The organism is Streptomyces sp. NPDC058274 (assembly GCF_042881375.1).
Taxonomy (GTDB): Bacteria; Actinomycetota; Actinomycetes; order Streptomycetales; family Streptomycetaceae; genus Streptomyces.
The window spans coordinates 322,116-347,183 of the sequence record NZ_JBHVXW010000007.1; the positions used below are offsets into that span (position 1 = coordinate 322,116).

At 70.1% G+C, this 25,068-nt stretch carries 21 protein-coding genes; 14 read left to right on the forward strand and 7 right to left on the reverse strand.

Annotation, left to right across the window (positions count from 1 at the left end; translation table 11 throughout):
- Positions 1-17 precede the first annotated feature (17 nt).
- The gene (gene helR, locus ACFVYF_RS17480; protein ID WP_389456255.1) at positions 18-2,183 is read left to right on the forward strand and encodes an RNA polymerase recycling motor ATPase HelR; all 2,166 of its coding nucleotides are present in this window, start codon (positions 18-20) and stop codon (positions 2,181-2,183) included.
- Between the two features lie 353 nt (positions 2,184-2,536).
- Here the strand turns inward: helR and ACFVYF_RS17485 are convergent, their stop codons facing one another.
- Positions 2,537-3,535 (reverse strand): zinc-dependent alcohol dehydrogenase family protein, encoded by a 999-nt coding sequence (locus ACFVYF_RS17485; protein ID WP_389456257.1) that lies wholly within the window; start codon positions 3,533-3,535, stop codon positions 2,537-2,539.
- A 146-nt stretch (positions 3,536-3,681) separates the two neighbouring features.
- On the opposite strand from ACFVYF_RS17485, the gene ACFVYF_RS17490 reads away from it, so the two are divergent.
- From ACFVYF_RS17490 to ACFVYF_RS17500, 3 genes are all read left to right on the forward strand, one after another.
- A complete protein-coding gene (locus ACFVYF_RS17490) occupies positions 3,682-4,020 on the forward strand; it encodes an ArsR/SmtB family transcription factor (protein ID WP_389456148.1) in 339 nt (112 codons plus the stop codon).
- A 327-nt stretch (positions 4,021-4,347) separates the two neighbouring features.
- The gene (locus tag ACFVYF_RS17495) at positions 4,348-6,777 is read left to right on the forward strand and encodes a carbohydrate-binding protein (RefSeq protein ID WP_389456149.1); all 2,430 of its coding nucleotides are present in this window, start codon (positions 4,348-4,350) and stop codon (positions 6,775-6,777) included.
- A gap of 1 nt (position 6,778) precedes the next feature.
- Positions 6,779-8,557, forward strand: coding sequence for a ThuA domain-containing protein (locus ACFVYF_RS17500; protein WP_389456151.1), 1,779 nt, complete (start codon positions 6,779-6,781; stop codon positions 8,555-8,557).
- Positions 8,558-8,637: 80 nt separating this feature from the next.
- Here ACFVYF_RS17500 and ACFVYF_RS17505 read toward each other — a convergent pair whose 3' ends face one another.
- Positions 8,638-8,799 (reverse strand): hypothetical protein, encoded by a 162-nt coding sequence (locus ACFVYF_RS17505; protein ID WP_389456152.1) that lies wholly within the window; start codon positions 8,797-8,799, stop codon positions 8,638-8,640.
- Positions 8,800-9,130: 331 nt separating this feature from the next.
- Between ACFVYF_RS17505 and sthA the strand changes: the two genes are divergently transcribed.
- From sthA to ACFVYF_RS17525, 4 genes are all read left to right on the forward strand, one after another.
- Positions 9,131-10,534, forward strand: a complete 1,404-nt coding sequence (gene sthA / locus ACFVYF_RS17510; protein ID WP_389456154.1) for a Si-specific NAD(P)(+) transhydrogenase — start codon at positions 9,131-9,133, stop codon at positions 10,532-10,534.
- 201 nt (positions 10,535-10,735) lie between these two features.
- On the forward strand, positions 10,736-11,356 hold the full coding sequence (locus tag ACFVYF_RS17515) for an L-threonylcarbamoyladenylate synthase (RefSeq protein WP_389456156.1): 621 nt from the start codon (positions 10,736-10,738) through the stop codon (positions 11,354-11,356).
- 77 nt (positions 11,357-11,433) lie between these two features.
- Positions 11,434-11,814, forward strand: a complete 381-nt coding sequence (locus tag ACFVYF_RS17520) for a MauE/DoxX family redox-associated membrane protein (RefSeq protein WP_389456158.1) — start codon at positions 11,434-11,436, stop codon at positions 11,812-11,814.
- Positions 11,811-12,278 carry a peroxiredoxin gene (locus tag ACFVYF_RS17525; RefSeq protein WP_389456160.1) on the forward strand — a complete coding sequence of 156 codons (468 nt, stop codon included), beginning with the start codon at positions 11,811-11,813 and terminating at the stop codon, positions 12,276-12,278. Before ACFVYF_RS17520 ends, ACFVYF_RS17525 begins: the two co-directional genes overlap by 4 nt.
- Positions 12,279-12,427: 149 nt before the next feature.
- Here the strand turns inward: ACFVYF_RS17525 and ACFVYF_RS17530 are convergent, their stop codons facing one another.
- Positions 12,428-12,661 carry a chaplin gene (locus ACFVYF_RS17530; RefSeq protein WP_389456161.1) on the reverse strand — a complete coding sequence of 78 codons (234 nt, stop codon included), beginning with the start codon at positions 12,659-12,661 and terminating at the stop codon, positions 12,428-12,430.
- Between the two features lie 299 nt (positions 12,662-12,960).
- Between ACFVYF_RS17530 and ACFVYF_RS17535 the strand changes: the two genes are divergently transcribed.
- Positions 12,961-13,167, forward strand: coding sequence for a hypothetical protein (locus tag ACFVYF_RS17535; RefSeq protein ID WP_389456162.1), 207 nt, complete (start codon positions 12,961-12,963; stop codon positions 13,165-13,167).
- A gap of 216 nt (positions 13,168-13,383) precedes the next feature.
- Here the strand turns inward: ACFVYF_RS17535 and ACFVYF_RS17540 are convergent, their stop codons facing one another.
- Both ACFVYF_RS17540 and ACFVYF_RS17545 read right to left on the reverse strand, forming a co-directional pair.
- The gene (locus tag ACFVYF_RS17540) at positions 13,384-14,382 is read right to left on the reverse strand and encodes a GlxA family transcriptional regulator (RefSeq protein WP_389456164.1); all 999 of its coding nucleotides are present in this window, start codon (positions 14,380-14,382) and stop codon (positions 13,384-13,386) included.
- Complete coding sequence (locus ACFVYF_RS17545) at positions 14,379-15,026, reverse strand: HD domain-containing protein (RefSeq protein WP_389456166.1); 648 nt, start codon at positions 15,024-15,026, stop codon at positions 14,379-14,381. Before ACFVYF_RS17545 ends, ACFVYF_RS17540 begins: the two co-directional genes overlap by 4 nt.
- Positions 15,027-15,352: 326 nt before the next feature.
- Between ACFVYF_RS17545 and ACFVYF_RS17550 the strand changes: the two genes are divergently transcribed.
- Positions 15,353-16,513, forward strand: coding sequence for a S1 family peptidase (locus ACFVYF_RS17550; protein WP_389456168.1), 1,161 nt, complete (start codon positions 15,353-15,355; stop codon positions 16,511-16,513).
- 63 nt (positions 16,514-16,576) lie between these two features.
- Here ACFVYF_RS17550 and ACFVYF_RS17555 read toward each other — a convergent pair whose 3' ends face one another.
- Positions 16,577-17,866, reverse strand: coding sequence for an MFS transporter (locus tag ACFVYF_RS17555; protein WP_389456170.1), 1,290 nt, complete (start codon positions 17,864-17,866; stop codon positions 16,577-16,579).
- Positions 17,867-18,113: 247 nt separating this feature from the next.
- On the opposite strand from ACFVYF_RS17555, the gene ACFVYF_RS17560 reads away from it, so the two are divergent.
- The 3 genes from ACFVYF_RS17560 to ACFVYF_RS17570 all read left to right on the forward strand — a co-directional run bounded on the left by ACFVYF_RS17560 (position 18,114) and on the right by ACFVYF_RS17570 (position 21,782).
- Entirely contained in the window at positions 18,114-19,580 is a 1,467-nt protein-coding gene (locus ACFVYF_RS17560) for a hypothetical protein (protein WP_389456172.1), read from the forward strand.
- A 139-nt stretch (positions 19,581-19,719) separates the two neighbouring features.
- Positions 19,720-20,529 carry an alpha/beta fold hydrolase gene (locus ACFVYF_RS17565; protein ID WP_389456174.1) on the forward strand — a complete coding sequence of 270 codons (810 nt, stop codon included), beginning with the start codon at positions 19,720-19,722 and terminating at the stop codon, positions 20,527-20,529.
- Positions 20,529-21,782 (forward strand): PP2C family protein-serine/threonine phosphatase, encoded by a 1,254-nt coding sequence (locus tag ACFVYF_RS17570; RefSeq protein ID WP_389456176.1) that lies wholly within the window; start codon positions 20,529-20,531, stop codon positions 21,780-21,782. Before ACFVYF_RS17565 ends, ACFVYF_RS17570 begins: the two co-directional genes overlap by 1 nt.
- Positions 21,783-21,885: 103 nt before the next feature.
- Here the strand turns inward: ACFVYF_RS17570 and ACFVYF_RS17575 are convergent, their stop codons facing one another.
- A complete protein-coding gene (locus ACFVYF_RS17575; RefSeq protein ID WP_389456177.1) occupies positions 21,886-23,109 on the reverse strand; it encodes a cytochrome P450 in 1,224 nt (407 codons plus the stop codon).
- Positions 23,110-23,370: 261 nt separating this feature from the next.
- Here ACFVYF_RS17575 and ACFVYF_RS17580 point away from each other — a divergent pair, with 261 nt between their 5' ends.
- Positions 23,371-25,014, forward strand: coding sequence for a GMC oxidoreductase (locus ACFVYF_RS17580; RefSeq protein WP_389456179.1), 1,644 nt, complete (start codon positions 23,371-23,373; stop codon positions 25,012-25,014).
- Positions 25,015-25,068 lie beyond the last annotated feature (54 nt).

A 25,068-nucleotide genomic window follows, 5' to 3' on the forward strand; every position in this document is an offset into this window, starting at 1 on the left:
CAGCAGAATCGGCGGCTTTGACTCCCCTGTCCACAAGCGCCATCAACCTGCCCTACCACCTCTCCCCCAAGGACTACCCGTCGTTGATCGACGGCGAACAACAGCACTTCGCGGCCATCTCGGAGTGCCTCGAGCAGACGATCGCCGAACTGTCCGGCCGTCTCGACGCCGAGCTCAAGTCGCCCGGCGGCACCGGCCGGCAGGCGATGGACCGGGACGCGGAGATCCACCGGCTGACCGCTCGCCTGCGCGCACTGCGTCGCTTCGGTCTGGACCTGTGCCTCGGGCACATGGTCAGCACCGACAACCCCGAACCCGTGTACGTCGGACGACTCGGTCTCACGGACAGCGCGGGTCGTCGGCTGGTGGTCGACTGGCGTTCCCCCGCGGCCGAACCGTTCTTCGGAGCCACCCACGGCAACCCGATGGGGCTGGCGAGCCGCCGCAGGTACCGCTGGACCGGCGGCCGCGTCAGCGACTACTGGGACGAGGTGTTCGCCCCGGACGGGTTCGCCGGGCACGCCGCGCTCGACGACCAGTCCGCCTTCATCGCCAGCCTGGGCAGCAACCGGTCACCGCGGATGCGTGATGTGCTCGGCACGATCCAGGCCGACCAGGACGCCATCATCCGCGCGGGATCCCGCGGCGCCCTCGTCGTCGACGGAGGTCCCGGTACGGGGAAGACCGTCGTCGCTCTGCACCGCTCCGCCTACCTCCTCTACTCCGACCCCCGTCTCGGTCACCGCAGGGGCGGCGTGCTGTTCGTCGGCCCGCACCGGCCCTATCTGGCCTACGTCGCCGACGTCCTCCCCAGCCTCGGCGAGGAGGGCGTGCAGACCTGCACCCTGCGGGACCTCGTCAGCGAAGGAGCCCAAGCGGCGATCGAGGCCGATCCGCGGGTGGCCCTCCTGAAGTCGTCCGCGGACCTGGTGAAGGCGATCGAGCCGGCCGTCAGGTTCTACGAGGAGCCGCCCACCGAGGGGATGACGGTCACGACCCACTGGTCCGACATCCGGCTCGGCGCCGACGAGTGGGCGGTGGCCTTCGAAGCGGCACCCGGTACTCCGCACAACGAGGCGCGCGACCTGATCTGGGAGGAGCTGCTCACGATCCTGGTGGACAAGCACGACGGCGATGTCTCGCCCGACCTGCTCCGCAAGTCGCTGCGGCACAACAGGGAACTGCTCACGGCCTTCGACCGCGCATGGCCGCTGATCGAGGCGGCCGACCTCGTGGGGGACCTCTGGTCGGTGCCCGCCTATCTGCGCAAGTGCGCTCCCGGGCTCAGCCCCGATGACGTACGACAGCTGCAGCGCGCGGACGCCCAGGCGTGGACGGTGTCCGACCTGCCGCTCCTGGACGCGGCACGGCTGCGGCTCGGCGATCCGGAGGCGTCCCGGCGCAAGCGCCGGCACGAAGCCGTTCTCGCCGCCCAGCGCGAGAGCATGGCGCAGGTCGTCGACAACCTGATCGGTGCCGCGGTCGACTCCGGCTCCGACGGCGACGACGGTGAAGGTCTGGTGCGGATGCTGCGCGGCCAGGACGCCCGGGTGAGCCTGGTCGACGAGTCCGAACTCTCCACCGTCGAACCGGACCTGCTCGCCGGCCCGTTCGCGCACGTCGTCGTGGACGAGGCCCAGGAACTGACCGACGCGGAGTGGCAGATGCTGCTGCTGCGGTGCCCGTCCCGGAGTTTCACGATCGTCGGGGACCGCGCCCAGGCCAGGCACGGCTTCACGGAGTCCTGGCAGGAACGGCTCGAGCGCATCGGGCTCGACCGGATCAGCCTGGCGTCCCTGAGCATCAACTACCGGACGCCGGAAGAGATCATGACGGAAGCCGAGCCGGTCATCCGGGCCGCGCTTCCCGACGCCAATGTGCCGACCTCCATCCGCAGCGGCGGCGTCCCCGTCGTCCACGGATCCGTTTCGGACCTGAAGTCGATCCTCGGCACCTGGCTCGCCGCGCATGCCGAGGGCATCGCCTGCGTCATCGGCGATCCCGCGTTCCGGTCGACGGACCGCGTCCGGTCGCTGACGCCGGAACTGTCCAAGGGGCTGGAGTTCGACCTGGTCGTCCTCATCGACCCGGAGACCTTCGGCGAGGGCATCGAGGGAGCGGTCGACCGCTATGTGGCGATGACCCGGGCGACCCAGCAACTGGTCGTCCTCACGAGCTCCTGAGCCCGAGCGAGCCGGCGCCACTGCGCGGGTTGGAGGGGGCGCCGGGGGCGGACGGCCCGTCGCGGTGATGGCCGGCCACGGTTCCTGCGACGACGGGCCGGCCGTGGACGTACTGGAGACGGGCGGGAGCGTGGTGCTGTAGGCGACCGTCATCGGCATGAAGGACGGCCCCTGCACCAGCGAGTTGCGCGGCAAGAAGGTGACGGTGCGGCTGGACCGGCCGGTCGGCCGGTGACCGGGTGCTCCTGGACGCGTTCCGGGCCGAGCGGTGCCCAACTCGGCGGCGAACGGGCCGTCGTCCAGCCGGAGTTGAGACACCCCCGGAAGGCGGCCCTTGGGGGCCGACGAACCCGTCAGTGGCCGACCGTGACGACGATCTTGCCCACCTGGGCGCCCGCCTCCATGTACCGGTGCGCCTCCGCGATGTCGTCCAGGTCGAAGACGCGGTCCACCACGGGTTCGAAGACGCCGCTGCGCAGGCCGGAGGAGACGAACGCAGCGGCCCGGCGCAGCCGTTCGGGGTCGGTCGTCGTCTCGTGGACGGTGTAGGTACGCATGTTCAGTGCGGGCATACCGAGCGCGAACCCCGGATACGGGGTCTCCTCGCCGCTCACTGCGCCGTACTCGAAGAGGGTGCCGCCGGGGGCGACCACCTTGGCCAGGTCCAGCACGCCAGGGCCGGCGACGGCGTCGAAGACGAACTCGGCGCCCCGCCCCCGCGTCAGCCCGAGCACACGCTCCACGATGTCCTCCTCGGCGGTGACGATCACGTCGGCCGCTCCGGCCTTGAGCAGCGCGTCCTTCTTGGCGCCGGTGCGGGTGGTGGCGATCGGCACCGCCCCGACCCGGTGCGCGAGCCGGATGGCGGCCAGGCCCACGCTGCTGGAGGCCGCGGTGAGTACGACCGTGTCCCCGGCCCGCATTCCACCGACCTCCACCAGTGCCCCGTAGGCCGTCAGATACGGCATCCACACCGCCGCGCCCCCGATGGCGTCGAGCTCCTCCGGGCGGTGCACCACTGCCGCCGCGGGGACGATCGCGCGCTCGGCGTAGACGCCGTAGTCGTTCATCGAGAACGCGGGCACCACGCTGACCGGTTCGCCGGTCCCGAATCCGGTGACGTCCGCGCCGACGGCCTCGATCACACCGGCGGCCTCGGTGCCGAGCCGGGCGGGGAACTCCCTGACAGGCTGGATGTAGTGGCCGCCGCGGAACAGCACCTCGGCACGGTTGACGCCGATCGCGTCCACTCTGATCAGCACCTCGCCGGGGCCCGGCGCACCGGTCTCGACGTCCTCGATGCGCAGCACATCCGGTCCTCCGAGCTCGTGGAACCGCACGGTCCTGACCATCACGCATCGCCCCTTCGATTCGGTGTCGGCCAGACGGGGACGCCTCGCCGAGCCTCACCCAAGCGCAGAGTACGATGGGTGTCAAACTTTGATGCATATCGAACTTTGATGCACGCCCTACGATGCGTGCGGGAGGTCGACAGACGATGGCAGTGGCGCGGCAGAACGGGCGGGACCGCATTCCGCCCCATCCGGACGTCCGGACGATCACCCTTCAGCAGGTGCTGGAGGCCCTCGTCGACCCGGTGCGCCGCCGGATCGTCAGTGAGCTCTACGCCGCGGGCCAGGACCTGAGCTGCGGCACGATCGAGCTGCCGGTCAGCAAGTCCACCGCCACCCACCACTTCCACGTGCTGCGCGAGGCCGGACTCATCCGCCAGTACTACGCCGGCACCTCCCGGATGAACGGGCTGCGGCTCGACGAGATCGACGAAGCCTTCCCGGGGCTGCTGCAAGCGCTGGTGGCCGCGCCGAGTCGGGACTGATCCCGCTCGCCACACGGCAGCGACCCCTCCGGCCCCGTCGCCGGACACGAAGCGGGAACCGCGCGGCTCGGCCGAGATCGCCCACCCGGCCGTTCCCCCGCCACCCCTCCCGCCGTTCCCCCAGTCGAACCGCGATCGACCCCACGGCAATTTTGACAGAGCCTTGACAAATTACTGGCGGCGTCGCGAGCATGCAAAGCAACTCACGTGATGTGCAAGAAACTTGTGCCGCATGCGCAATTAACGAACAGCGCGACCGGAGTGCAAGCGCGGCCGCCGCGCGCCTTGCCTGACACACCCCACGCACGTCAGGAAGGAACAGCCCCCATGCCAAGACGCCCCCACGTCGGGAGCAGGATCCTCACGGCCCTGGCCGTCGCCGTCGCCACGGCAGGCCTCACCCTGCCCGCCCGAGGCGCCGCGCAGGACATCCCCGCCGACGACTACCAGCAGGTCCAACTCGCTGTCGGAGCAGCCGAGTTGGGCGAGGCCATGTCCCTGGCCGTACTGCCCGACCGCTCCGTCCTGCACACCGCGCGGGACGGCACGATCCGGTTGACCGACAGCGCCGGCAACACCAAGGTCGCCGGGAAGCTCGACGTGTACACCCACGACGAGGAAGGGCTGCAGGGAGTCGCCGTCGACCCGTCCTTCGCCGACAACCGCTTCGTGTACGTCTACTACTCGCCGAAACTCAGCACCCCGGCGGGCGATGCGCCGACCAGCGGTTCCGCAGCCGACTTCGAGCCCTTCAAGGGCCACTTGAACCTCTCCCGCTTCGTCCTCAAGAGCGACGGCACGCTCGACACGGGCAGCGAGAAGGTCGTCCTGGAAGTGGCCAACGACCGCGGCCAGTGCTGCCATGTCGGCGGCGACATCGACTTCGACAGCAAGGGCAACCTGCTGCTGACCACTGGCGACGACACCAACCCCTTCGAGTCCCAGGGCTACTCCCCCCTCGACGAACGCACCGACCGCAACCCGCAGTTCGACGCCCAGCGCTCCTCGGCCAACACCAACGACCTGCGCGGCAAACTGCTGCGGATCAAGCCGACCGCCGACGGCGGCTACACGATCCCCGACGGCAACCTCTTCGCTCCCGGCACGGACAGGACTCGGCCCGAGATCTACGCCATGGGCTTCCGCAACCCGTTCCGTATGCAGGTCGACCGGGCCACCGACATCGTCTACCTCGGCGACTACGGGCCCGACGCCGGCACCACGGCAGCGGACCGCGGACCGGGCGGCCAGGTCGAGTTCGACCGCGTGACTTCTGCCGGCAACTACGGCTGGCCCTACTGCACCGGCACCAACACCACCAACGAGACGTACAACGCGTACACCTTCCCCAGCGGCCCGTCCGGAGGCAAGTACGACTGCGCCGGCGGTCCCGCCAACAACTCGCCGCACAACACGGGTCTGGCCGAACTGCCCCCGGCGAAGGCGAGTTGGATCCGTTACGGCGGCGACGCGGGATCCCCGCCCGAGTTCGGCAGCGGCTCCGAGTCCCCGATGGGCGGACCCGTCTACCGTTATGACGCCTCGCTCGACTCCCCGGTGAAATTCCCCCAGTCACTCGACGGCCGGTTCTTCGCGGGCGAGTACGGCCGCAAGTGGATCAAGGCCATCGAGGTGAAGGCCGACGGCTCACCCGGCGCCATCGAGGCCTTCCCGTGGACCGGCACCCAGGTCATGGACTCCGCCTTCGGGCCGGACGGCGCCCTGTACGTGCTGGACTACGGGACCGGCAGCGGCAACCAGGCCCTGTACCGGGTCGAGTACATCGGCGGCAGCAACCGCAGCCCCGTGGCGAAGGCCGCGGCCGACAAGACCTCCGGACAGACGCCGCTGACGGTCGACTTCTCCTCCGCCGGCAGCAGCGACCCCGAAGGCGGAGCCCTCGACTACGCCTGGGACTTCGGCGACGGAGGCAGCTCCACCGAGGCCAATCCGACGCACACGTACACCACCAAGGGCACCTTCACCCCCACACTGACGGTGACCGACCCCGAGGGACTCACCGCCACCGCGAGCCTGGTGATCACCGCGGGCAACACCGCGCCCACGGTCACACTCCAACAGCCTCTGAACGGAGCCCTGTTCAGCTTCGGGGACAGCGTCCCCTTCACCGTGCAGGCCAGTGATCCCGAGGACGGTGAGATCGACTGCTCCAAGGTGAAGGTGACGTACGCCCTGGGCCACGACAGCCACCAGCACGCGATCACCTCGAAGTACGGCTGCACCGGGACCATCGACGTGCCCACCGACGGGGAGCACGACAGCGCCGCCAACCTCTACGGCGTGTTCGACGCGGAGTACACCGACGCCGGCGGCCTGACCACGCACAGCACCCGCGTCCTGCAGCCGCGCCACCGCCAGGCCGAGCACTTCGGCAAGCAGTCCGGCATCCAGGTCGCGGGCCACGGCCCCGCCGAGGGTGGCAACGCGGTCGGCTTCACCGACGACGGCGACTGGATCTCGTTCGAGCCGTACGCCCTGGGCAACGCCAAGTCGCTGACGGCGCGGGTCGCTTCGGGCGGCGCGGGCGGCACCATCGAGGTCCGCACGGGATCCGCCACCGGCACGCTGCTGGGCACGCTCACGGTGCCGGTCACCGGTGGCTGGGAGACCTACCAGGACGTGAGCGCGAACCTCTCCGGAGCACCCACGGGCAGCACCACGCTCTACCTGGTCTTCAAGGGGCCCTCCGGCCAGGGCAACCTCTTCGACGTCGACTCCTTCACGATCGGGACCTGACATGACCCGACGACACCTCCCGAACCTGCTCCGGCGCCTCACTTCCGCGCTGGCCGCACTGACCGCCCTCACCCTCGGCGGCCTGGTCACGGCGCCCTTGGCCCACGCCGGCGCGGACGCCTCGTACGACGTCCTCGTGTTCTCCCGCACGGCGGGCTTCCGCCACGACTCGATCCCGGCGGGCATCCAGGCCCTGCGGGACCTGGGCGCCGCGAACGACTTCTCCGTCACGGCCACCGAGGACCCCGGCGCGTTCACGGCGGCGAACCTGGCCGGCTACGACGCGGTGGTCTTCCTGTCCACCACGGGCGATGTGCTCGACAACGACCAGCAGAGCGCCTTCCAGTCGTACATCGACTCCGGCGGCGGCTATCTGGGCGTGCACGCGGCCGCCGACACCGAGTACGACTGGCCCTACTACGGTCAGCTCGTCGGGGCCTGGTTCAAGAGCCACCCCGCCATCCAGCAGGCGACGGTCGTCAACGAGGACCGCACCCACCCGGCCACGGCCCACCTCGGCGCCACCTGGTCGCGCACCGACGAGTGGTACAACTACCGCACCAATCCGCGTGCCGACGTCCATGTGCTCCAGAGCCTCGACGAATCGAGCTACAGCGGCGGCGAGATGAGCGGGGACCACCCGATCACGTGGTGCCATCCCCAGGGTCAGGGCCGCTCCTTCTACACCGGACTCGGTCACACCCAGGAGTCCTACGCCGATCCGGCGTTCCGCTCGCTGCTGCTCGGCGCTGTCCAGTACGTGTCAGGCGCGGTGCAGGCCGACTGCGGCGCACCGGACACGCAGGCCGATCCGTCGACGAACGTGCACCTCTTCTACTACCCGTGGTACGGGACGCCGGCCGTGAACGGCGACTGGCGGCACTGGCAGCAGGGCGGCCACACCCCGCCCGACGACATCGGTGCCGACCTGTACCCGGCGCTCGGCCCGTACGACTCCGGTGACTTCGCCGGGACAGTCGCCCAGCACATGCGCTGGATCCAGCAGTCCGGGGCCGGCGTCATCGTCTACAGCTGGTGGGGACAGGGGAGTTACGAGGACGGGCTCGCGCAGGGTGTCCTCGACGCGGCCGCCGCAGCGGGCATCAAGGTCGCCTGGCACATCGAGCCCTACCAGGGCCGCACCCCGGAGTCGGTCGCCGCGGACATCGCGTACATCGACGAGAAGTACGGCAGTCACCCGGGCTTCTACCGCGCGGCGGAGTACGGCGACAAGCCCGCGTTCTACGTCTTCCAGAGCCTCCACTCGACCGACTGGTCGGCGCTGGACGCGGTGACCGACGACAACATCGTCCTCGCCCAGACCACCGACACCACCAAGATCGCCCACTTCTCGGGGTTGTACACGTACGACGGCATCGCGGGCGCCACGGCTCCCGGCTGGAAGCAGGCCGGTGACTACGCGAAGGCGAACGGCCTGATCTGGTCGCCGTCCGTGGCCCCGGGCTACATCGACGACCGGGCGGTGCCCGGCAACACGAGCCCGACGCTCGGCAGGGCCGACGGGGCGACCTACGACAAGGAGTGGGGCAATGCCCTGGACCCGGCCATCGGCGGCTCGCCGACCTGGGTCTCGGTGACGTCGTTCAACGAGTGGCACGAGGGAAGCTCTGTCGAGCCGGCCGACGCGAGCCCGCCGGCCGGCCACGACTACCAGACGTACGAAGGGGCCTACGGCACCTCCGGTACGGCCTCGGAGACGGCCTACCTCGACCGGACCGCGTACTGGACCGCCCGCTTCGAGGCGGCCCGCACACAGTAGGCCAGGCCCCCGGAGGGAACGGGCACGGGGCGGCTCCGGCGAGGCGCGCTGAGCGCACCGCCGGAGCCGCCCCGGCACGATCAGTACGCGGACAGCGGTCCGCGCGGCTCCGGCGCGCGGAAGTCCAGCACGTTCTCCGCGGTGCGTTCGGTTTCCTGCGCGGCGTGCCGGGCGTTCGCGAGGACATCGCCCTGCTCGACGACGAGGCGGTCGTAGATCGGCGCTGAGGCAACAGCGGGCACGGGACGGAACTCCTGACAGTCGGCTGCATGACACGGCCGGCCGCCGATCCCGGGGCCGACCAAAGCAGGACCCTACGCGAACATGATCGATGGTGGGGAGCGAGTGAGACATTCCTGACTCCGGCCCGCCGCCCGGGTGCGGAGATTCGGTGTCCGGCAGCGCCTGTCGCCGGGATGGTGGACGCGAAGCGGAGGATGATCCGCCAACTCCCGCAGGACAGCGGCACGTTCGCGGCGGCAGCGGTGCCGGGGCGCGCTCGGGCCGGCCCGGAGCACGAACATTGTCCGTACGCCCTTCCGGGACAGGACGTCCGCCTGACAGACTCCGGAGGTGCCCGACTTCGACATGCTCGTCATCGGATCCGGCCCGGGCGGGCAGAAGGCAGCCATCGCGGCGGCCAAGCTCGGCCGCCGGGTCGCTGTCATCGACCGCCCCGACATGGTCGGCGGGGTCTCCATCCATACCGGGACCATTCCGTCGAAAACCCTGCGTGAAGCGGTCCTGTATCTCACCGGCCTCACCCAGCGCGACCTCTACGGCCAGAGCTACCGGCTCAAGGAGGACATCACCGTCGCCGACCTGACCGCGCGCACCCAGCACGTGGTCGGCCGTGAGGTCGACGTCATCCGCAGCCAGCTGTCCCGCAACCACGTCTCGCTCTTCGGCGGCACCGGCCGCTTCGTGGACGACCACACCGTCGCGGTGCGCGAAGTGACCGGGAACGAACGGCTGCTGACCGCCGAGACCATCGTCATCGCCACCGGCACCCGCCCCGCTCGCCCCGACAGCGTCGAGTTCGACGAGCAGACGATCCTGGACTCCGACAACGTCCTCAACCTGGAGCGGGTACCGCGCTCCATGGTCATCGTCGGCGCCGGCGTGATCGGCATGGAATACGCCTCCATGTTCGCCGCCCTCGGCAGCAAGATCACCGTGGTGGAGAAGCGACCCGGGATGCTCGACTTCTGCGATGTCGAGGTGGTCGAGTCGCTCAAATACCAGCTGCGCGACCTGGCCGTCACCTTCCGCTTCGGAGAGACCGTCGCCGCGGTCGAACGGCATCCCAAGGGGACCCTCACGGTCCTGGAGAGCGGCAAGAAGATCCCCGCGGACGCAGTGATGTACTCCGCGGGCCGGCAGGGCCTCACCGATGACCTCGATCTGGGCAAGGCCGGCCTCTCCGCCGACAGCCGCGGCCGGATCAAGGTCGACGAGTACTACCGCACCGAGGTGCCGCACATCTACGCCGTCGGCGATGTCATCGGCTTCCCGGCACTGGCCGCGACCTCGATGGAACAGGGCCGTACGGCGGCGTACCACGCCTGTGGCGAGCCGGTGAACCGGATGCACGACCTCCAGCCGATCGGCATCTACACCATCCCGGAGATCAGCTTCATCGGCCGGACCGAGGACCAGCTCACCGAGGACTGCGTGCCGTTCGAGGTGGGCATCTCCCGGTACCGGGAACTCGCCCGCGGCCAGATCATCGGCGACTCGCACGGCATGCTCAAGCTGCTGGTCTCCCCGGACGACCGCAAGCTGCTCGGCGTGCACTGCTTCGGCACCGGGGCGACCGAGCTGATCCACATCGGGCAGTCCGTGATGGGCTGCGGAGGCACGGTCGACTATCTGGTCGACGCGGTGTTCAACTACCCGACGCTGGCCGAGTCCTACAAGGTCGCCGCCCTCGACGCGACCAACAAGATCCGGCAGATCGACCGGCTCCGGGACTGACCTTCCGACCGGCGCTCCGGACGCGTACTCACCTCCATGAGTCGCGCCCGGGGCGTGCGGTGCGGTGCTGGGCGCGGTGGAGGTCGAGCAGCGTCGCCACGGTCGCTTCGGGGCTGGCGGGAGACCCGGCCGCCGGGCGGAGACCGGATTCAGCCCCGGGGCCTGCGTCGGCGCCGGCGGCCGAGAGCATAAGCTCGGCGGATGGCGAAGTACTTCGACGTGCACCCCGAAAATCCTCAGCAGCGCACCATCGGCCAGGTCGCCGACAGCATCCGCTCCGGAGCGCTCATCGCGTATCCGACGGATTCCTGTTACGCGTTGGGCTGCCGGCTGGGCAGCCGTGACGGTATCGACCGGATCCGTTCGATCCGCCGGCTCGACGACCGTCACCACTTCACCCTCGTGTGCCAGAACTTCGCGCAGCTGGGGCAGTTCGTGCGCGTCGACAACGATGTGTTCCGTGCCATCAAGGCCTCGACGCCCGGTCGCTACACGTTCATTCTCCCGGCGACGAAGGAAGTGCCGCGCAAGCTGCTGCACCCGAAGAAGCACACGGTCGGGGTCCGCATCCCCGATCACGTCGTCGCCCAGGCCCTGCTCGCCGAACTCGGTGAGCCGCTCGTCTCCAGCACGCTGCTGCTGCCCGACGAGGAGGAGCCGATGACGCAGGGCTGGGAGATCAAGGAGCGCCTCGATCACGTGGTGGACGTGGTGGTCGACTCCGGGGACTGCGGCACCGAGCCGACGACCGTCATCGACTTCTCCGGCGGTGAGGCCGAGATCGTGCGCAAGGGGGCGGGCGACCCCGCTCGGTTCGAGTGACGCGGGGAGCACCGGGCGCCGCCTCACGCCCGCTTACCGTCCAGTAATATCGCGCGGCAGGCCCCCTAGGAGGAACCGTGCCCCGGTCGGAACGCTCACCCCTGTTGCTCGCCGGCCTGTTGGCCACCGCGGGCGTCAGCCACTTCGTCACGCCGCGTCCGTTCGACGCCACCATCCCGAGCGCGCTGCCCGGATCGCCGCGGGCCTGGACGTATGCCAGCGGTGCCGTGGAGCTGGCGCTGGCGGCCGGCGTGGCACTCCCCCGTACGCGTCGCGCGGCGGCACTGGCGACCGCCGCGTTCTTCGTCGGTGTCTTCCCCGCGAACGTCCAGATGGCCGTGGACTGGCGGCACCGTCCCACGCCCTTCAGGGCCGCGGCTCTGGCGCGGCTCCCGCTGCAGGTGCCGCTCGTGCTGTGGGCACGCGGAGTAGCCAAGGGCGGGGAGGGACGGTCATGACACAGCCCATGGAGGTCGGCGACAAGGTCGAGGACTTCGCCCTGCCGGACGAGACGGGTACGCCGAGGCAGCTCTCCGAGCTCCTGGCCGACGGACCGGTCGTGCTGTTCTTCTACCCCGCCGCCATGACCGCGGGCTGCACCGCGGAGGCCTGCCATTTCCGTGATCTGGCCGCCGAGTTCGCCGCCGCCGGCGCGCGGCCGGTGGGAGTCAGCGGAGACTCGGTGGACAAGCAGCAGGAGTTCGCCGGACGTCACACACTCGGCTTCCCGCTGCTGTCCGATGCCGACGGAACGGTCCGCGAGCGGTTCGGTGTGAAGCGCGGCTTCTCCCTCGCCCCCACAAAGCGCGTCACGTTCGTCATAGCGCAGGACCGCACGATCCTGGAGGTCGTGCGCAGCGAGCTGCGGATGAGCGCCCACGCGGACCGCGCCCTCACCGCTCTCCGCGCGCACCGGAGCTGACGGACACCGTCCCGCGTGCCCGCCCGCGCCGTCGCGTCGGAATCCCGCGGCGGTACCCCATGTACGGCGAACCGACCCGGCGGCACAGTGCCGCCGGGTCGGTTTCGGCTTCGAGGCGCTCAGCCTCGAGCGGCTCGGCGGCCCGACGGTCAGTGGTTCTCGCAGGAGTTTCCGCTCGCCGGGTTGAGCAGACCCACCACGTTGACCGAGTTGCCGCACAGGTTGATCGGGATGTCGATCGGGATCTGGATGACGTTGCCCGACAGCACACCCGGGCTGTCGGTGGCGATCCCGACAGGACCCTGGTCGGCGGCGGCAGCACCGGCGGTCGCCAGCACGGTCAGGGTGGCGAGGGCAGCCGCGGTCATCAGGCGGATACGCATAACAAACTCCCATCAGTCGCAAGGTTGCGGTGCCTTCACCATCACCTCAGGAGCCCGTTGACGACATTGCTGTACGGCCGAACGGGGCCCGGCCACGACTGGGAGCGTTCCCGGGGCCACATTCCGTGCACCGGCAGTCGCACGGAATGCATGGAATGCCCGTAACGTGAAGAATACGAGCCAGGTCCACCGAGGTCCGTCCGGAGGAGCCGTCACCAGGTGACTCCGGAGCCTTGGGAGTGCGCTCCCGCGGGCCAGGGGTACACCGGGAGAACAGTCAGGTCGACCAGGGAGACACCATGTCAGCCACCCAGCCCGATTCGCCTCCGCCTTCCGACGACGCGACGACCCCGGACGCGCTTCTGCACACCGGCTCCGACGGCGAGGTGTCCGCCGAGGACCTGGTGCTCGCCGCCGGTCGTGACATCACCCCGGAAAACCTCGCCTGGGCCGAGCGCAAGCTGGAGAAGGAGGGCCCCGCGGCCCTCGACAAGCTGCTTCCCTGAGGGGCGTACGACGGGCCTCACGACCCGGGCGTACGGCGGTTCCGCGAGGCGCGCGTACGACGTTCCGTGATCCCGGCGGACCAACGGTCCGCCGCCCCGCGCCGCCCCGCGCCCCCATTGCGTGATCCCGGCGGCTCGCCGCCCTCCGCCCCACCCGTTCATTGCGTGATTCCGGCGGGCCCGACGTCCTGCCCGACGTTCCGTGATCCCGGCAGATCAGCCGTCCGCCGCCCTGCCCGTCGTACGGAACCGCGCCCGGTACGCCGTCGGCGAGATGCCGAGCGCCTGCTGGAACGCGCGCCTCATGGATTCCGCCGAGCCGAAGCCGGCCTGCTCGGCGACCGCGTCGACGGTGTCGGTGCCGGCTTCCAGAAGGGCCCGCGCCGCCTCCAGACGGACCGACTCGACGTACTGCCCCACGGTCATCCCCGTCTGCGCGCGGAAGAGCCTGCTGAGGTGGCGGGTGCTGACCCCGGCTCCGCGAGCGAGCGCGTCGAGGTCGTGGACGGCGGCGGGGTCGGCTCCGACCAGATTCATGACGCGACGGACCACCAGATGGGTGGCGTCCCGTGGGGTCAGACGGGCACTGAACTGGGACTGGCCGCCGGGGCGGGCCATGAACACGACGAGTTCACGGGCGACGTCACGGGCCACATCGGGACCGTGGTCCTCTTCGACGAGGGCCAGGGAGAGATCGATTCCCGCCGAGACGCCCGCGGAGGTGATCACGTCGCCGTCCCGGACGAAAAGGGGATCGGTCTCGACGGTCACCTCGGGGTAGGCCGCCGCCATCTCCCGGGCGAGCTGCCAATGGGTCGCAGCCCGGCGGCCGTTGAGCGCTCCCGCCTCGGCGAGCAGGAAGGCCCCGGCGCAGACGGACGCGACACGTCCGGCGCGCCCCGCGAGCTCCACCGTGGCGGCGATCAGGCCGGGATCGGCGACCGCTTGGCGCCATTCACGCCTGCCCGGCACGAGGAACGTCCCGAGCCGTGCTGGAACTTGGTCCCAGCTGCCGTCGATGCCGACGCGGACCTTCGCGGAGGTGCGGATGTCCGCGCCCGTCACGGACACCAGCCGCACGTCGTAGTGGGCTCCGTAGGCGTTGGCCGTCGTCAGGACCTCCACGGGGCCCGTGACATCGAGCAGTTGGACGCCGTCGAACGCGAGGACCGCCACCGTGTGCACGCCGGTCACGGGACCGCCCCCAGGGGTCATTCGGGCCACGCGGAGTCCAGGATCGTCCGCACGAAGTCGCCTCGCTGGAATCCGGGCACATAGTGCTCGAGCACGTCGGCCTTCACATTGCCGAACGTGGTCTCGGGCTTGGGCCGGATGCCGTCGGTGAAGGCACCGAGGATCTGCCGCTTGAAGTCCGGCCGGGGATGCAGGGCGACGATCGCCGACCGGTCCTGGGCGGAGATGTCGTCGTATCCGATGCCCAGAACGTCGTACTCGACGCCGGCGGTCACCAGGGCCACCTCCGGTTCCATGAACTCGGGGATCCCGGGCGTGGTGTGCAGGGCGATCGCCGTCCACACGCGGCGAATGCTGTCCTCGGGCACCTGGTGTCCCTGGAGGAACCGGCGGGCCTCGTCGGCGCTGTCCACCTCGAAGCGGCGCCCGCTGTCGTGGAAACGCTCGGACAGGCCGAGGTCGTGGAACATCGCCCCGATGTAGAGGAGTTCGGGGTCGAAGCTCAGGTCGCGGTTGTGGCCCTGCAGGGAACCGAACAGGTACACGCGGCGCGAGTGGTGGTAGATCAGGTCGCTCGTGACGTCCCGGACCAGCTCGGTCGCCTCCCGGGCCAGCTTGGTGTCCGGCACGCTCACCCCGGCGGTCGATGTCGCATCGGTGGTCATCGGTCTCACCCGTCTCTTCTTGGTCGTCTGCCCTGCCGGTCTCTCCGGCCGCACATCCAGCCTCCCCGAGCCGCCCGCCTCCTGCCACGGCCGCAGGGCCATACAACCCACAGATACGGACACGGGCGTGGCACGCCCCCGACCGATACGCGGTTACGCCTGGCGTCTCGGGCATCCGGCCGCCCAGGCCCGCATGCGCCAAAACAACGTGCGCCTTGGCATGGACCTGCCCTCCCTGGAGGGCTAACCTCAGCGGCGCATGAGAGCGCTCTCACAACGCCCTTCCGCTCCACTCCCCCATGCCGGAACGACGAAAGGCAACTCCCTTGAGACGCACGACACTTCTGCGCGCCGGCTTGTCCGCGGTCCTGCTGCTGAGCACGGTGGCCGCCGGCCTCGGCACCCAGGCATCGGCGGCCGACACCCCCGCCGCGACCAGCCCCACGACCCGGGCCCCGGCATCGGCGGCCCTGATCACCGCCATGCAACAGGACCTGGGCCTGACCAGGGCCGAGGCCACGACCCGGCTCAAGGCCGAGACGGCGGCACGGACCGTCGAACGCGCGGCCCGGCGCGCCGCGGGCGCCTCGTACGGCGGCTCGTGGTTCGACGCCGAGCGCGGCGGGCTCACCGTGGCCGTCAGCGACAGTTCACGCAGCCCGGCCGTCGAGGCCACGGGCGCCCGGGCCGTCGTCGTCCGGCACAGCGAGCGGCAGCTCGACGCCACCATGGACCGGCTCGACGCCCTCGGCGCCCCCTCCGGCGTCAGCAGCTGGCACGTCGACCCGAAGAGCAGCTCGGTCGTCGTCAGCGTGGTCGCCGCGCGGCAGGATGACAACGATGTCCAGGCCTTTGTGAGCCGGGCCCGGAAGGCCGGCCCGGTGACGGTCCGGGAGACCCGGCAGGCGCCACGGACCTTCGCGGCGGGGACGGTGGGCGGCGACCCGTACTACACGGGCAACGTCCGCTGTTCCATCGGCTTCTCCGTGTACGGGGGTTTCGTGACCGCCGGGCACTGCGGTCAGGCCGGCGCCGGTGTCAGTGGCTGGGACCGGTCGTACATCGGCAACTTCCAGGGATCGTCGTTCCCGGACAACGACTACGCGTGGGTCAACGTCGGCAGCGGCTGGTGGACGGTGCCCGTCGTCCTGGGCTGGGGCACCGTGTCCGACCAGCTCGTGCGCGGCTCGGGCGAGGCACCCGTCGGCGCCTCGATCTGCCGCTCGGGCTCCACGTCCCACTGGCACTGCGGCACCGTGCTCGCCAAGAACGAGACCGTCAACTACAGCCAGGGCGCGGTGCACCAGATGACCAAGACGAGCGTCTGCGCCGAACCGGGCGACTCCGGCGGCTCGTTCATCAGCGGTGACCAGGCCCAGGGGGTCACCTCCGGCGGCTGGGGCAACTGCAGCAGCGGCGGCGAGACCTGGTATCAGCCCGTCAACGAGATCCTCAGCCGCTACGGGCTCAGGCTGCACACCGCCTGAGTCGGTACGGGGTGACCCTGCACTCCGCCTGATCGCGCCCGCAGAGAGGACGCACAAGCTCCGTCAGCCGGCGCCCCCCGCGGGGGGCCCGCGGGGGTGGGGCGGGGCCGACCCGTCGTTGCCCATTGCCATGGCGTTGTACGGCCGGCGGTACCGGGGAAGGCGGCGGATGGGGCGCACGACGATGAGGGCGATCGCACAGCACGTGCCCATCAGAGCCCCCGCGAACAGCAGGCGATGGATGCCGAAGACGGCGCTGGCCGGCCCGGCGACCGCCTGGCCGAACGGGGCGGCCAGGATGGAGCCGGCGATCTCGTACGCGGTCACGCGGTTGAGCCGGTCCTCGGGTATCTGGGTCTGCACGGCAGTGGCCCACTGGACGCCCCAGAAGGCCCAGCCGACCCCGCTCACGGCATAACCGAGCATGACCAGCGGCAGGGCCGGGACCAGGGCGGCCGCCAGTGGCATCATCGGGAACAGGAACATCGCGAGTCCGCCGGCGAAGAGCGGCCGGGCCGGGCGGATGCGGATGGCCGCGAGGCCCCCGAGCACACAGCCCGCCCCGAAGGCGCTCTCGGCGTAACCGAACGCCGCCTTGCCGTGCGCGTCGATGATGGAGACCGCGCCGACCGGCGTGATCGGTCCCCACACGAAGACTCCCAGCACCCACCAGATGAGGATCACGCCCCACAGCCAGGACCGGGAGCGGAACTCGTCCCAGCCGGTCCGCAGGTTCGCGAGCGTGGAGGCCGACCGGTCCACCTCGAACCGGGGCAGCCGCAGCGCCACCAGACAGAGCCCGCTGACCGCGAAGGTGGCCGCGTCGACCGCGAACACGGTGGCCGCCGAGGTGGTGGCGACGAGGATCCCGGCCACCGCGGGCCCGGCCATCTGGGACATCCCCTGGCTGACCCGCAGCACCCCGTTGGCCTTGTGCCTGTCGGCGGCGACCTGGGGCACCAGGCCGGAGACGCCCGGCTGGAACATCGCGGTCGCGATCCCGCCGAGCAGCGCGCCGCCGATGATGAACCACAGCGGTGGGTGGCCGAGCCAGAGGTACGCCGCCAGAGAGCCCTGGATCAGACACCGGACCGCGTCCGCGCCGATCATCAGCGGTCTGGGGTGGAACCGGTCCGCGAACACACCGCCGAAGACGACGAAGAGGGCGAACGCCCCCATCCATGCGGCGAGGGCGAACCCGACCCCGCTCACCCCGTATCCGAGCGACAGCATGGCGACCGCCATCGCGACCGGGATCATCGTGTCGCCGAGCACGGACATCGTGCGGGCGGTGAAGTAGAGGTTGAAGTTCGAGGTCCACAGGCGGGACGGCGCGACAGCGGACAAGGCCATTCGAGCATCCTTCTGGAGGTCCGCTTCCCGGACACCGTTCACGGGGGCAACAGGGGGAGCATCATGCGAGGTTCCGAACCGCCGGGACAACGCTGTCTCCGGCTCTCGCAGTTCGTACGGTAAGACTCGGGACGCTCCCGCGAACAGTATGAACTCAACGATCAACAGCGTGGCCCCGGGCCGGAAGCCTCCTTAGCATCACACCCCGCGGCGCGACGGTGCGCCGACGAGGACAAGGAGCCGCGCCTTGGACAGACCGAGCACATCCGCCCGCATCTCCGAATGGTTCCGGTCCGCCCCACGGCGCCGCGCCGGGCTGGTCGCCGCTCTCGCCGGGACGCTCGTCATCGGGTCGCTCGCGGCCGCCCCGTCCGCCCGGGCGGGCGCCGACCGGCCGGCATCGGTCGCATGCCCGGCCGACCTGGCGGAGAAGGCCACGTGTTACGCGGGCCAGGACACCAACGGGGCCTATTACACGATCGCCGTCCCCCACGTCTGGAACGGCTCGCTCGTCGTGCACGCCCACGGCGGTCCCGACCTCGGCGCCGGCTCCGACCCGTCCCGCAGCGTCGACGACCTGGAGCGCTGGTCGGTGATGGTCGACGAGGGCTACGCCTGGGCCGGCTCGTCCTATCGCCGCGGTGGCTACGGCACCCGGATGGCGGCCGCCGACACCGAGACCCTGCGGCGCCTGTTCGTCGAGGAGTTCGGCAAGCCGAGGCGGACCTACGTGCACGGCCAGTCCTGGGGCGGGAACGTCGCCGCCAAGGTCGTGGAGACGTACGGCACGAAACACGGCCCGTACGACGGCGCGCTGCTCACCAGCGGAGTCCTCGGCGGCGGTTCCCGCGGCTACGACTACCGGGTCGACCTGCGTGTGGTCTACCAGTACTACTGCCGCAACCATCCCCGCCCCAGCGAGCCGCAGTACCCGCTGTGGGAAGGGCTGCGCGCCGACTCGACCATGACGAGCGCCGGGCTGCGGGCCCGCCTGCAGGAGTGCACGGGATTCGCCTCCGCCCCTCAGGAGCGGACCGCGCTGCAGCAGCGCAACCTCGACGACATCCTCGCCGTGACCAGGATTCCCGAGCGCACGCTGGAGTCGCATCTGCGGTTCGCGACCTTCACCTTCCGCGACATCGTGCACAGCCGGCTCGGCGGCCGCAATCCGTTCGGCGACCGGGGCGTGCGGTACTCCGGGTCGCATGACGACAAGGCGCTCAACGCCGGAGTCGAGCGGTTCTCCGCCGATCCGACCGCGGTACGCGACCTGTCGTACGACAGCGACCTCACCGGCAGGGTCGCCATCCCCGTCCTCACGCTCCACGCGATCGACGACCCCACGGCGTTCGTCGAGCACGAGGCCGCGTACCGGGCGGTCGTGAAGGGCTCCGGTCGACAGGGGCAGGTGGTCCAGACGTTCACGGAGGAGAGCGAGCACAGCGGGCTGAGCGATTCCGAGTACGCGGCCTCCGTCTCCGCACTGGACACCTGGGTGCGCACCGGACGGAAGCCCACCCCACGGTCGCTCGCCGCGTCCTGCCCGGCGTTCGACCGCGCCTACGGCACCGGCTGCTTCTACGACCCGGACTTCCACCCGGACTCGTATGCCTCGCGGGTCGAACCCCGGCCGGGTGGTCTGCACTGGCCGGCGATGACCACGGCACAGGAGAGGTCCTGGAGCCGTATCGACGGCGTCGGCATCGCTCCCTGAGTCTCCGGACCGCCCGCCCCGGCCTCAGCCCTGCCGCTTCTGCGGTCGTCCGCCACCGGGGCCGGGCCCGGGGCCCGGAATCGTCCGTGGGAGCCCGTGGGCGGGGTGCTCGGGAGCGGGGTCTGCGAGGATGTATCACGTGAATGTGCGGAGCAGGAACCACGTGAAGGTGACCGGGCGGTCCGGCGCGCCGGTCGTCGTGCTCGCACACGGATTCGGGTGCGACCACAACCTGTGGCGTCTGGTGGTGCCGGTGCTGGAGCGCGACTTCACGGTGGTGCTCTTCGACCACGTGGGCTCGGGCCGGTCCGATCTGTCGGCGTGGAGCGAGGAGCGCTACTCGACGATGGAGGGGTACACCGCGGACGTGCTCGACGTCTGTCGTGACCTGGCGCTCGGCCCGGTGATCTTCGTCGGCCATTCGGTCAGCGCGATGATGGGTGTGCTCGCCGCCTCGCGCGAACCGGATCTCTTCGCCGGTCTGGTCCTCCTCGCGCCGTCGCCGTGTTTCATCGACGACCCGGCGTCCGGCTACCGGGGCGGGTTCACCGCGGCCGACATCGAGGAACTGCTCGGGTCACTGGACGCGAACTATCTGGGCTGGTCGGGCGCCATGGCCCCGGTCATCATGGGCAACCCCGAGCGCCCCGAGCTGGGTGAGGAGCTCACCAACAGCTTCTGCCGGACCGACCCGGACATCGCCCGGGTTTTCGCCCGGGTGACGTTCCTGTCCGACCATCGCGACGATCTGGCCAAGGTCGGCGTTCCCACGCTGATCGCGCAGTGCTCCCACGACGCGATCGCGCCGCCGGAGGTGGGTGAGTTCGTCCAGGCTCAGATCCAGGGCAGCAGCCTGGTCACCCTGAACGCGACGGGGCACTGCCCCCAGCTCAGCGCGCCCGAGGAGACCGCCGCCGCGATCGGCGCGTTCGCCGGCTCGCTTGCGTGATGGGTACGGAAGACGGCCGGGTTCCCGACGAGGGCGGAGCACGCGCCGACGTCGATTCGCCGTTCTCGGCCCTTCTCGAGGACAGCGTCGAGGATCTGTACGAGAACGCGCCCTGCGGCTACCTCTCCACGCTCCTGGACGGCCAGATCGCCAAGGTCAACACCACGCTGTTGAACTGGCTGGGTTACGAGCGGGACGACCTGGTCGGGCGCAGACGCTTCTCCGACCTGCTCACGGTCGGTGGCCGGCTGTACCACGAGACCCATTTCGCCCCGCTGTTGCGGATGCAGGGCGAGGTCAGCGGCATCGCCCTGGAGCTCAAGAGCGCGGACGGCAACCGGCTGCCGGTGCTGGTGACCTCGGCCGTCAAGACGGACGGCGAGGGGCAGCCGGTACTGATCCGCACCACCGTCTTCGACGCCCGCGACCGTCGCGCGTACGAGACCGAGCTGCTGCGCGCCCGGCAGGAATCCGAGCGGGAGCGGTCGCGCCTCCAGCGTCTGAACGCCACCCTGCAGAAGACGCTGCTGCCGCCCGCCCTGGCCGATGTCCCAGGCCTGGAGGTCGCCGCGGACTACCACATCGCCTCCACGGACGAGGTCGGCGGCGACTTCTACGACCTGTTCCCCCTCGGCGCCGGCAGCTGGGGGCTGTTCCTGGGCGACGTCTGCGGAAAGGGTGCCGCGGCGGCGGCCGTGACCTCCCTGGCCCGCTACACCCTGCGGGCCGCCGCCGTCTACGATCCCGATCCGGTCGCCGTGCTCCGCAATCTCAACACCGTGCTCAATTACGAGTACCAGGGTTCGGATCCGCGCTTCTGCACCGTGATCTTCGGGCTGCTCACCCCCGACGGTGACGGGGGTGACTTCCTGGTCACGCTGGCGAGCGGTGGGCACCCGCCGGCGCTGATGATGCGCGCCGACGGCAGCACGGCCTATCTGCCCACTCCCGGTGGGCAGCTCGTGGGCGCGCTGGCCGACGCGCACACGGTCACCACCACCGTCCGGCTCGCCCCGGGCGACACCCTGCTCCTCTACACCGACGGGCTCACCGAGGCGCACACCGCGCTCGCGGGCGACCGCTACGGCGACGAAGCGCTTCTCGACTTCGCCCGGGACCTGGCGCCGACCACCGCGTCGGCCGCGGTAGAGGCGATCCGCGCGCTGCTCGACAGCTTCGGCACCGGTGTGGACGACGACACCGCCGTACTGGCCATCAACGTGCACCGGCCCGCCGACGAACCGCAGTCCTGAGACCTGCGGCTCGCCCTGGGGCGTCAGGCCGTCACGCAGTCACAGCCTCACGGCGTCACGGCGACATGGCGTCACGGCGTCACGGCGACACGGCGTCACGGCGTCACCAAGTGGCCGGCAGAGCCTGCGGGCCGCGGATCATCGTGCGGCGCCGCCAGGGGACCTGATCCGCGGGGACCGCGAGACGCAGTCCGGGCAGCCGGTCGAGGAGGGTGTTGATCAGCAGCTCCGTCTGCATACGGGCGAGGACGACGCCCGTGCAGTAATGGGGTCCGTTGCCGAACGAGACATGCGCGCCGGGCTCCCGGCCGATGTCGATCTCGTCGGCGTCGGGGAAGACATCCGGATCACGGTTGGCGGCCAGGTAGGACACGTAGACCGGGTCACCCGCGTTGATCCGGATGCCGTGGATGTCGATGTCCTCCAGGGCGATCCGGGCCAGGCCGACGGCGGTGCGGTGCGGGAGGTAGCGGAAGAGTTCCTCGATGGCTCCGGGCCGGACCTCGGGGTCGCTGCGGAGCCGCTCCAGGAGGTCGGGGCGGGTGAGCAGGACGTACAGCATCTGACCGCAGTTGTGGGTGACGGCCTCTCCGCCGATCTGGAGCGGGCCGGCGATCCCGATCGCTTCTTCCTCGCTGATCTCGCCCCGGCCCACGGCGGCTCCGAGCAGCGACAGGACATCCTCGCCGTCGCTTCCGTGGCGGTCGCGGACGGCCTGCGCGATCCATCCGTACATCCCGTTCTTGGCCCGCTCACCGGCCTCGGCCCCGCCCGCCGTGGAGATGATCTGCCGGGTCCAGGCGTGCATCTGCTCCCGCTCGGCGGCGGGCACGCCCATGACCTCGCAGACCACGGAGATCGGGAAGGGCTCCAGGACGCGCTCGATGAGGTCGGCCGGCGGACCGTCCCGCACTACCGGGCCCACGAGGGCGTCGAGCATCTCCTGGGCCCGTGGACGCAGTCGCTTCATCGCGCCCACCGTGAACGCGTTCGCGACGGCTCGGCGCAGCCGGTTGTGGTCGGGCTGGTCGGCGAACGCCAGCGAACCGGGCTTCGGCTTGAAGTGCGGAGCGAGCCGGGTGACCTGGCGGTCGACGCTTTCCTTGCGGCTGAAGCGAGGATCATTGGTGATCATCTTGACGTCCTCGTACCTGGTCGCCAGCCAGGCCCAGCCCTCGCCGTGCGGGAGACGGATCCGGGTGAGGGGGCCCTCCCGCATCAACTCCGCGAGCACCGGGTCGAATTGCGTGCCGTCCAGATCGCTCGCGGGCCAGTCGCGTACCGGCGGCGGGGCCTGTCCGGTCAGCACGGTGCTCTCCTCAGTCATCCTCCCACCCTCGTGCGGACCCATCGGGCTGTCGCGCCGAGGTACTCCAGGCGGAGCACCGGGACGGGGACGCTTCACGCGGTGCGGAGGCGGACTGCGCTCACGCGTCGGCCGGGCGACGAGCGACGCGGGGGCTCGTGTCTTGGTCCCGGCGCGGCGGCCCGCCCGAGAACGACCAGAAGTTACCTAGAGGTATGTAGTGACTTAACACGCAAGTAACAGTAGAACGTGTTCTCACTCATCGAGAGTGAGGAATGTCACATGGGCCACACTACCATGCACAATGACGACCCGAAGGGTGTCTCGCGTCGCAGATTCATTGCAGGAACAGGTTCTATTCTTGGAGTCGTGACCCTTGCGGGTCACGCCATGGCAGCTCAGCAGCCGGCCGTCGTCGCGGCCGGCCCGATCCCCTCCGGGGCGCACGTCCCCGTCCTGGTGATCGGCACCGGATACGGCGGCTCCGTGGCCGCCCTGCGCCTCGCCGAGGCGGGCATCAACGTCCACATGATCGAAATGGGCATGGCCTGGGACACCCCCGGCTCGGACGGCAAGATCTTCGCCAACACCACCAGCCCCGACTACCGGTCCTACTGGCTGCGCACCAGGACCAAGCAGCCCCTCAGCAACTTCCTCGGTTTCCCGATCGACAAGGACGTCCCCCGCTACACCGGGATCCTGGACGCCGAGGAGATGGGCGGCATCATCGTCTACCAGGGCCGCGGCGTCGGCGGCGGCTCACTGGTCAACGGCGGCATGGCCGTCACGCCCAAGCGCGAGAACTTCGGCGCCATCCTCCCGTCGGTGAACGCCGACGAGATGTACGGCACTTACTACCCGCGCGCCAACGCGGGACTCGGGGTCGGCACCGTGAACCCGGCGTGGTTCGAGACCGCGGAGTGCTACCAGTACGCGCGGGTGGGGCGCAAGCACGCCCAGCGTTCCAACTTCCCCTTCGTCTTCGTGCCCGACGTATACGACTGGGGCTACATGGAGCAGGAGGCCGCCGGAACCGTCCCCAAGTCCGCATTGGCCGGAGAGATCCTCTACGGCAACAACTACGGGAAGAAGTCGCTCCAGAAGACCTACATCGCCCGCGCCACGGCCACCGGAAAGGTCACCATCTCGGCGCTGCACAGGGTCACTTCGGTCTCCCCCGCGTCCGGCGGCGGCTACACGGTCCTCATCGACCAGCTCAACACCACCGGTGACACGACGACCACCAAGACCGTGACCGCGGACCGGGTGTTCTTCGCGGCCGGCAGCGTCGGCACCAGCAAACTGCTGGTCAAGCTCAAGGCCACCGGAGCGCTGCCCGGCCTGAACAGCGAGATCGGCAAGGGCTGGGGCGACAACGGGAACGTCATGTGCGGCCGTGCGAACCATCTGTGGGACCCGACCGGCGCACTCCAGGCGAGCATTCCCTGCGGCGGCATCGACAACTGGGCCGCGGGCGGCGCGTTCGCCGAGGTCGCGCCGCTGCCCACCGGGATCGAGACCTACGCCTCGTTCTATCTGTCGATCACCAAGAACCCCAACCGCGCCCAGTTCTCCTGGAACGCGGCGGCGGGAAGGGTCGATCTGAACTGGCAGACCGCCTGGAAGCAACCGTCCATCGACATGGCCAAGACGATCTTCGACAAGATCAACGCCAAGGAAGGAACGATCTACCGCACCGACCTCTTCGGCGTCTACAAAATCTGGGGCGACCACCTCACGTACCATCCGCTGGGCGGCGCTGTGCTCAACAAGGCCACCGACAACTACGGCCGGCTGCACGGCTATTCGGGCCTGTACGTCATCGACGGCTCGCTGATCCCCGGCAACACCAGCGTCAACCCGTTCGTCACCATCACGGCACTGGCCGAACGCAACATCGAGAAGATCATCGCCACGGACCTCTAGGACCTGTCCGGCGGATCATGCGGTGTGTTCCGGCGGGCCGCGCAGGGACTCCCT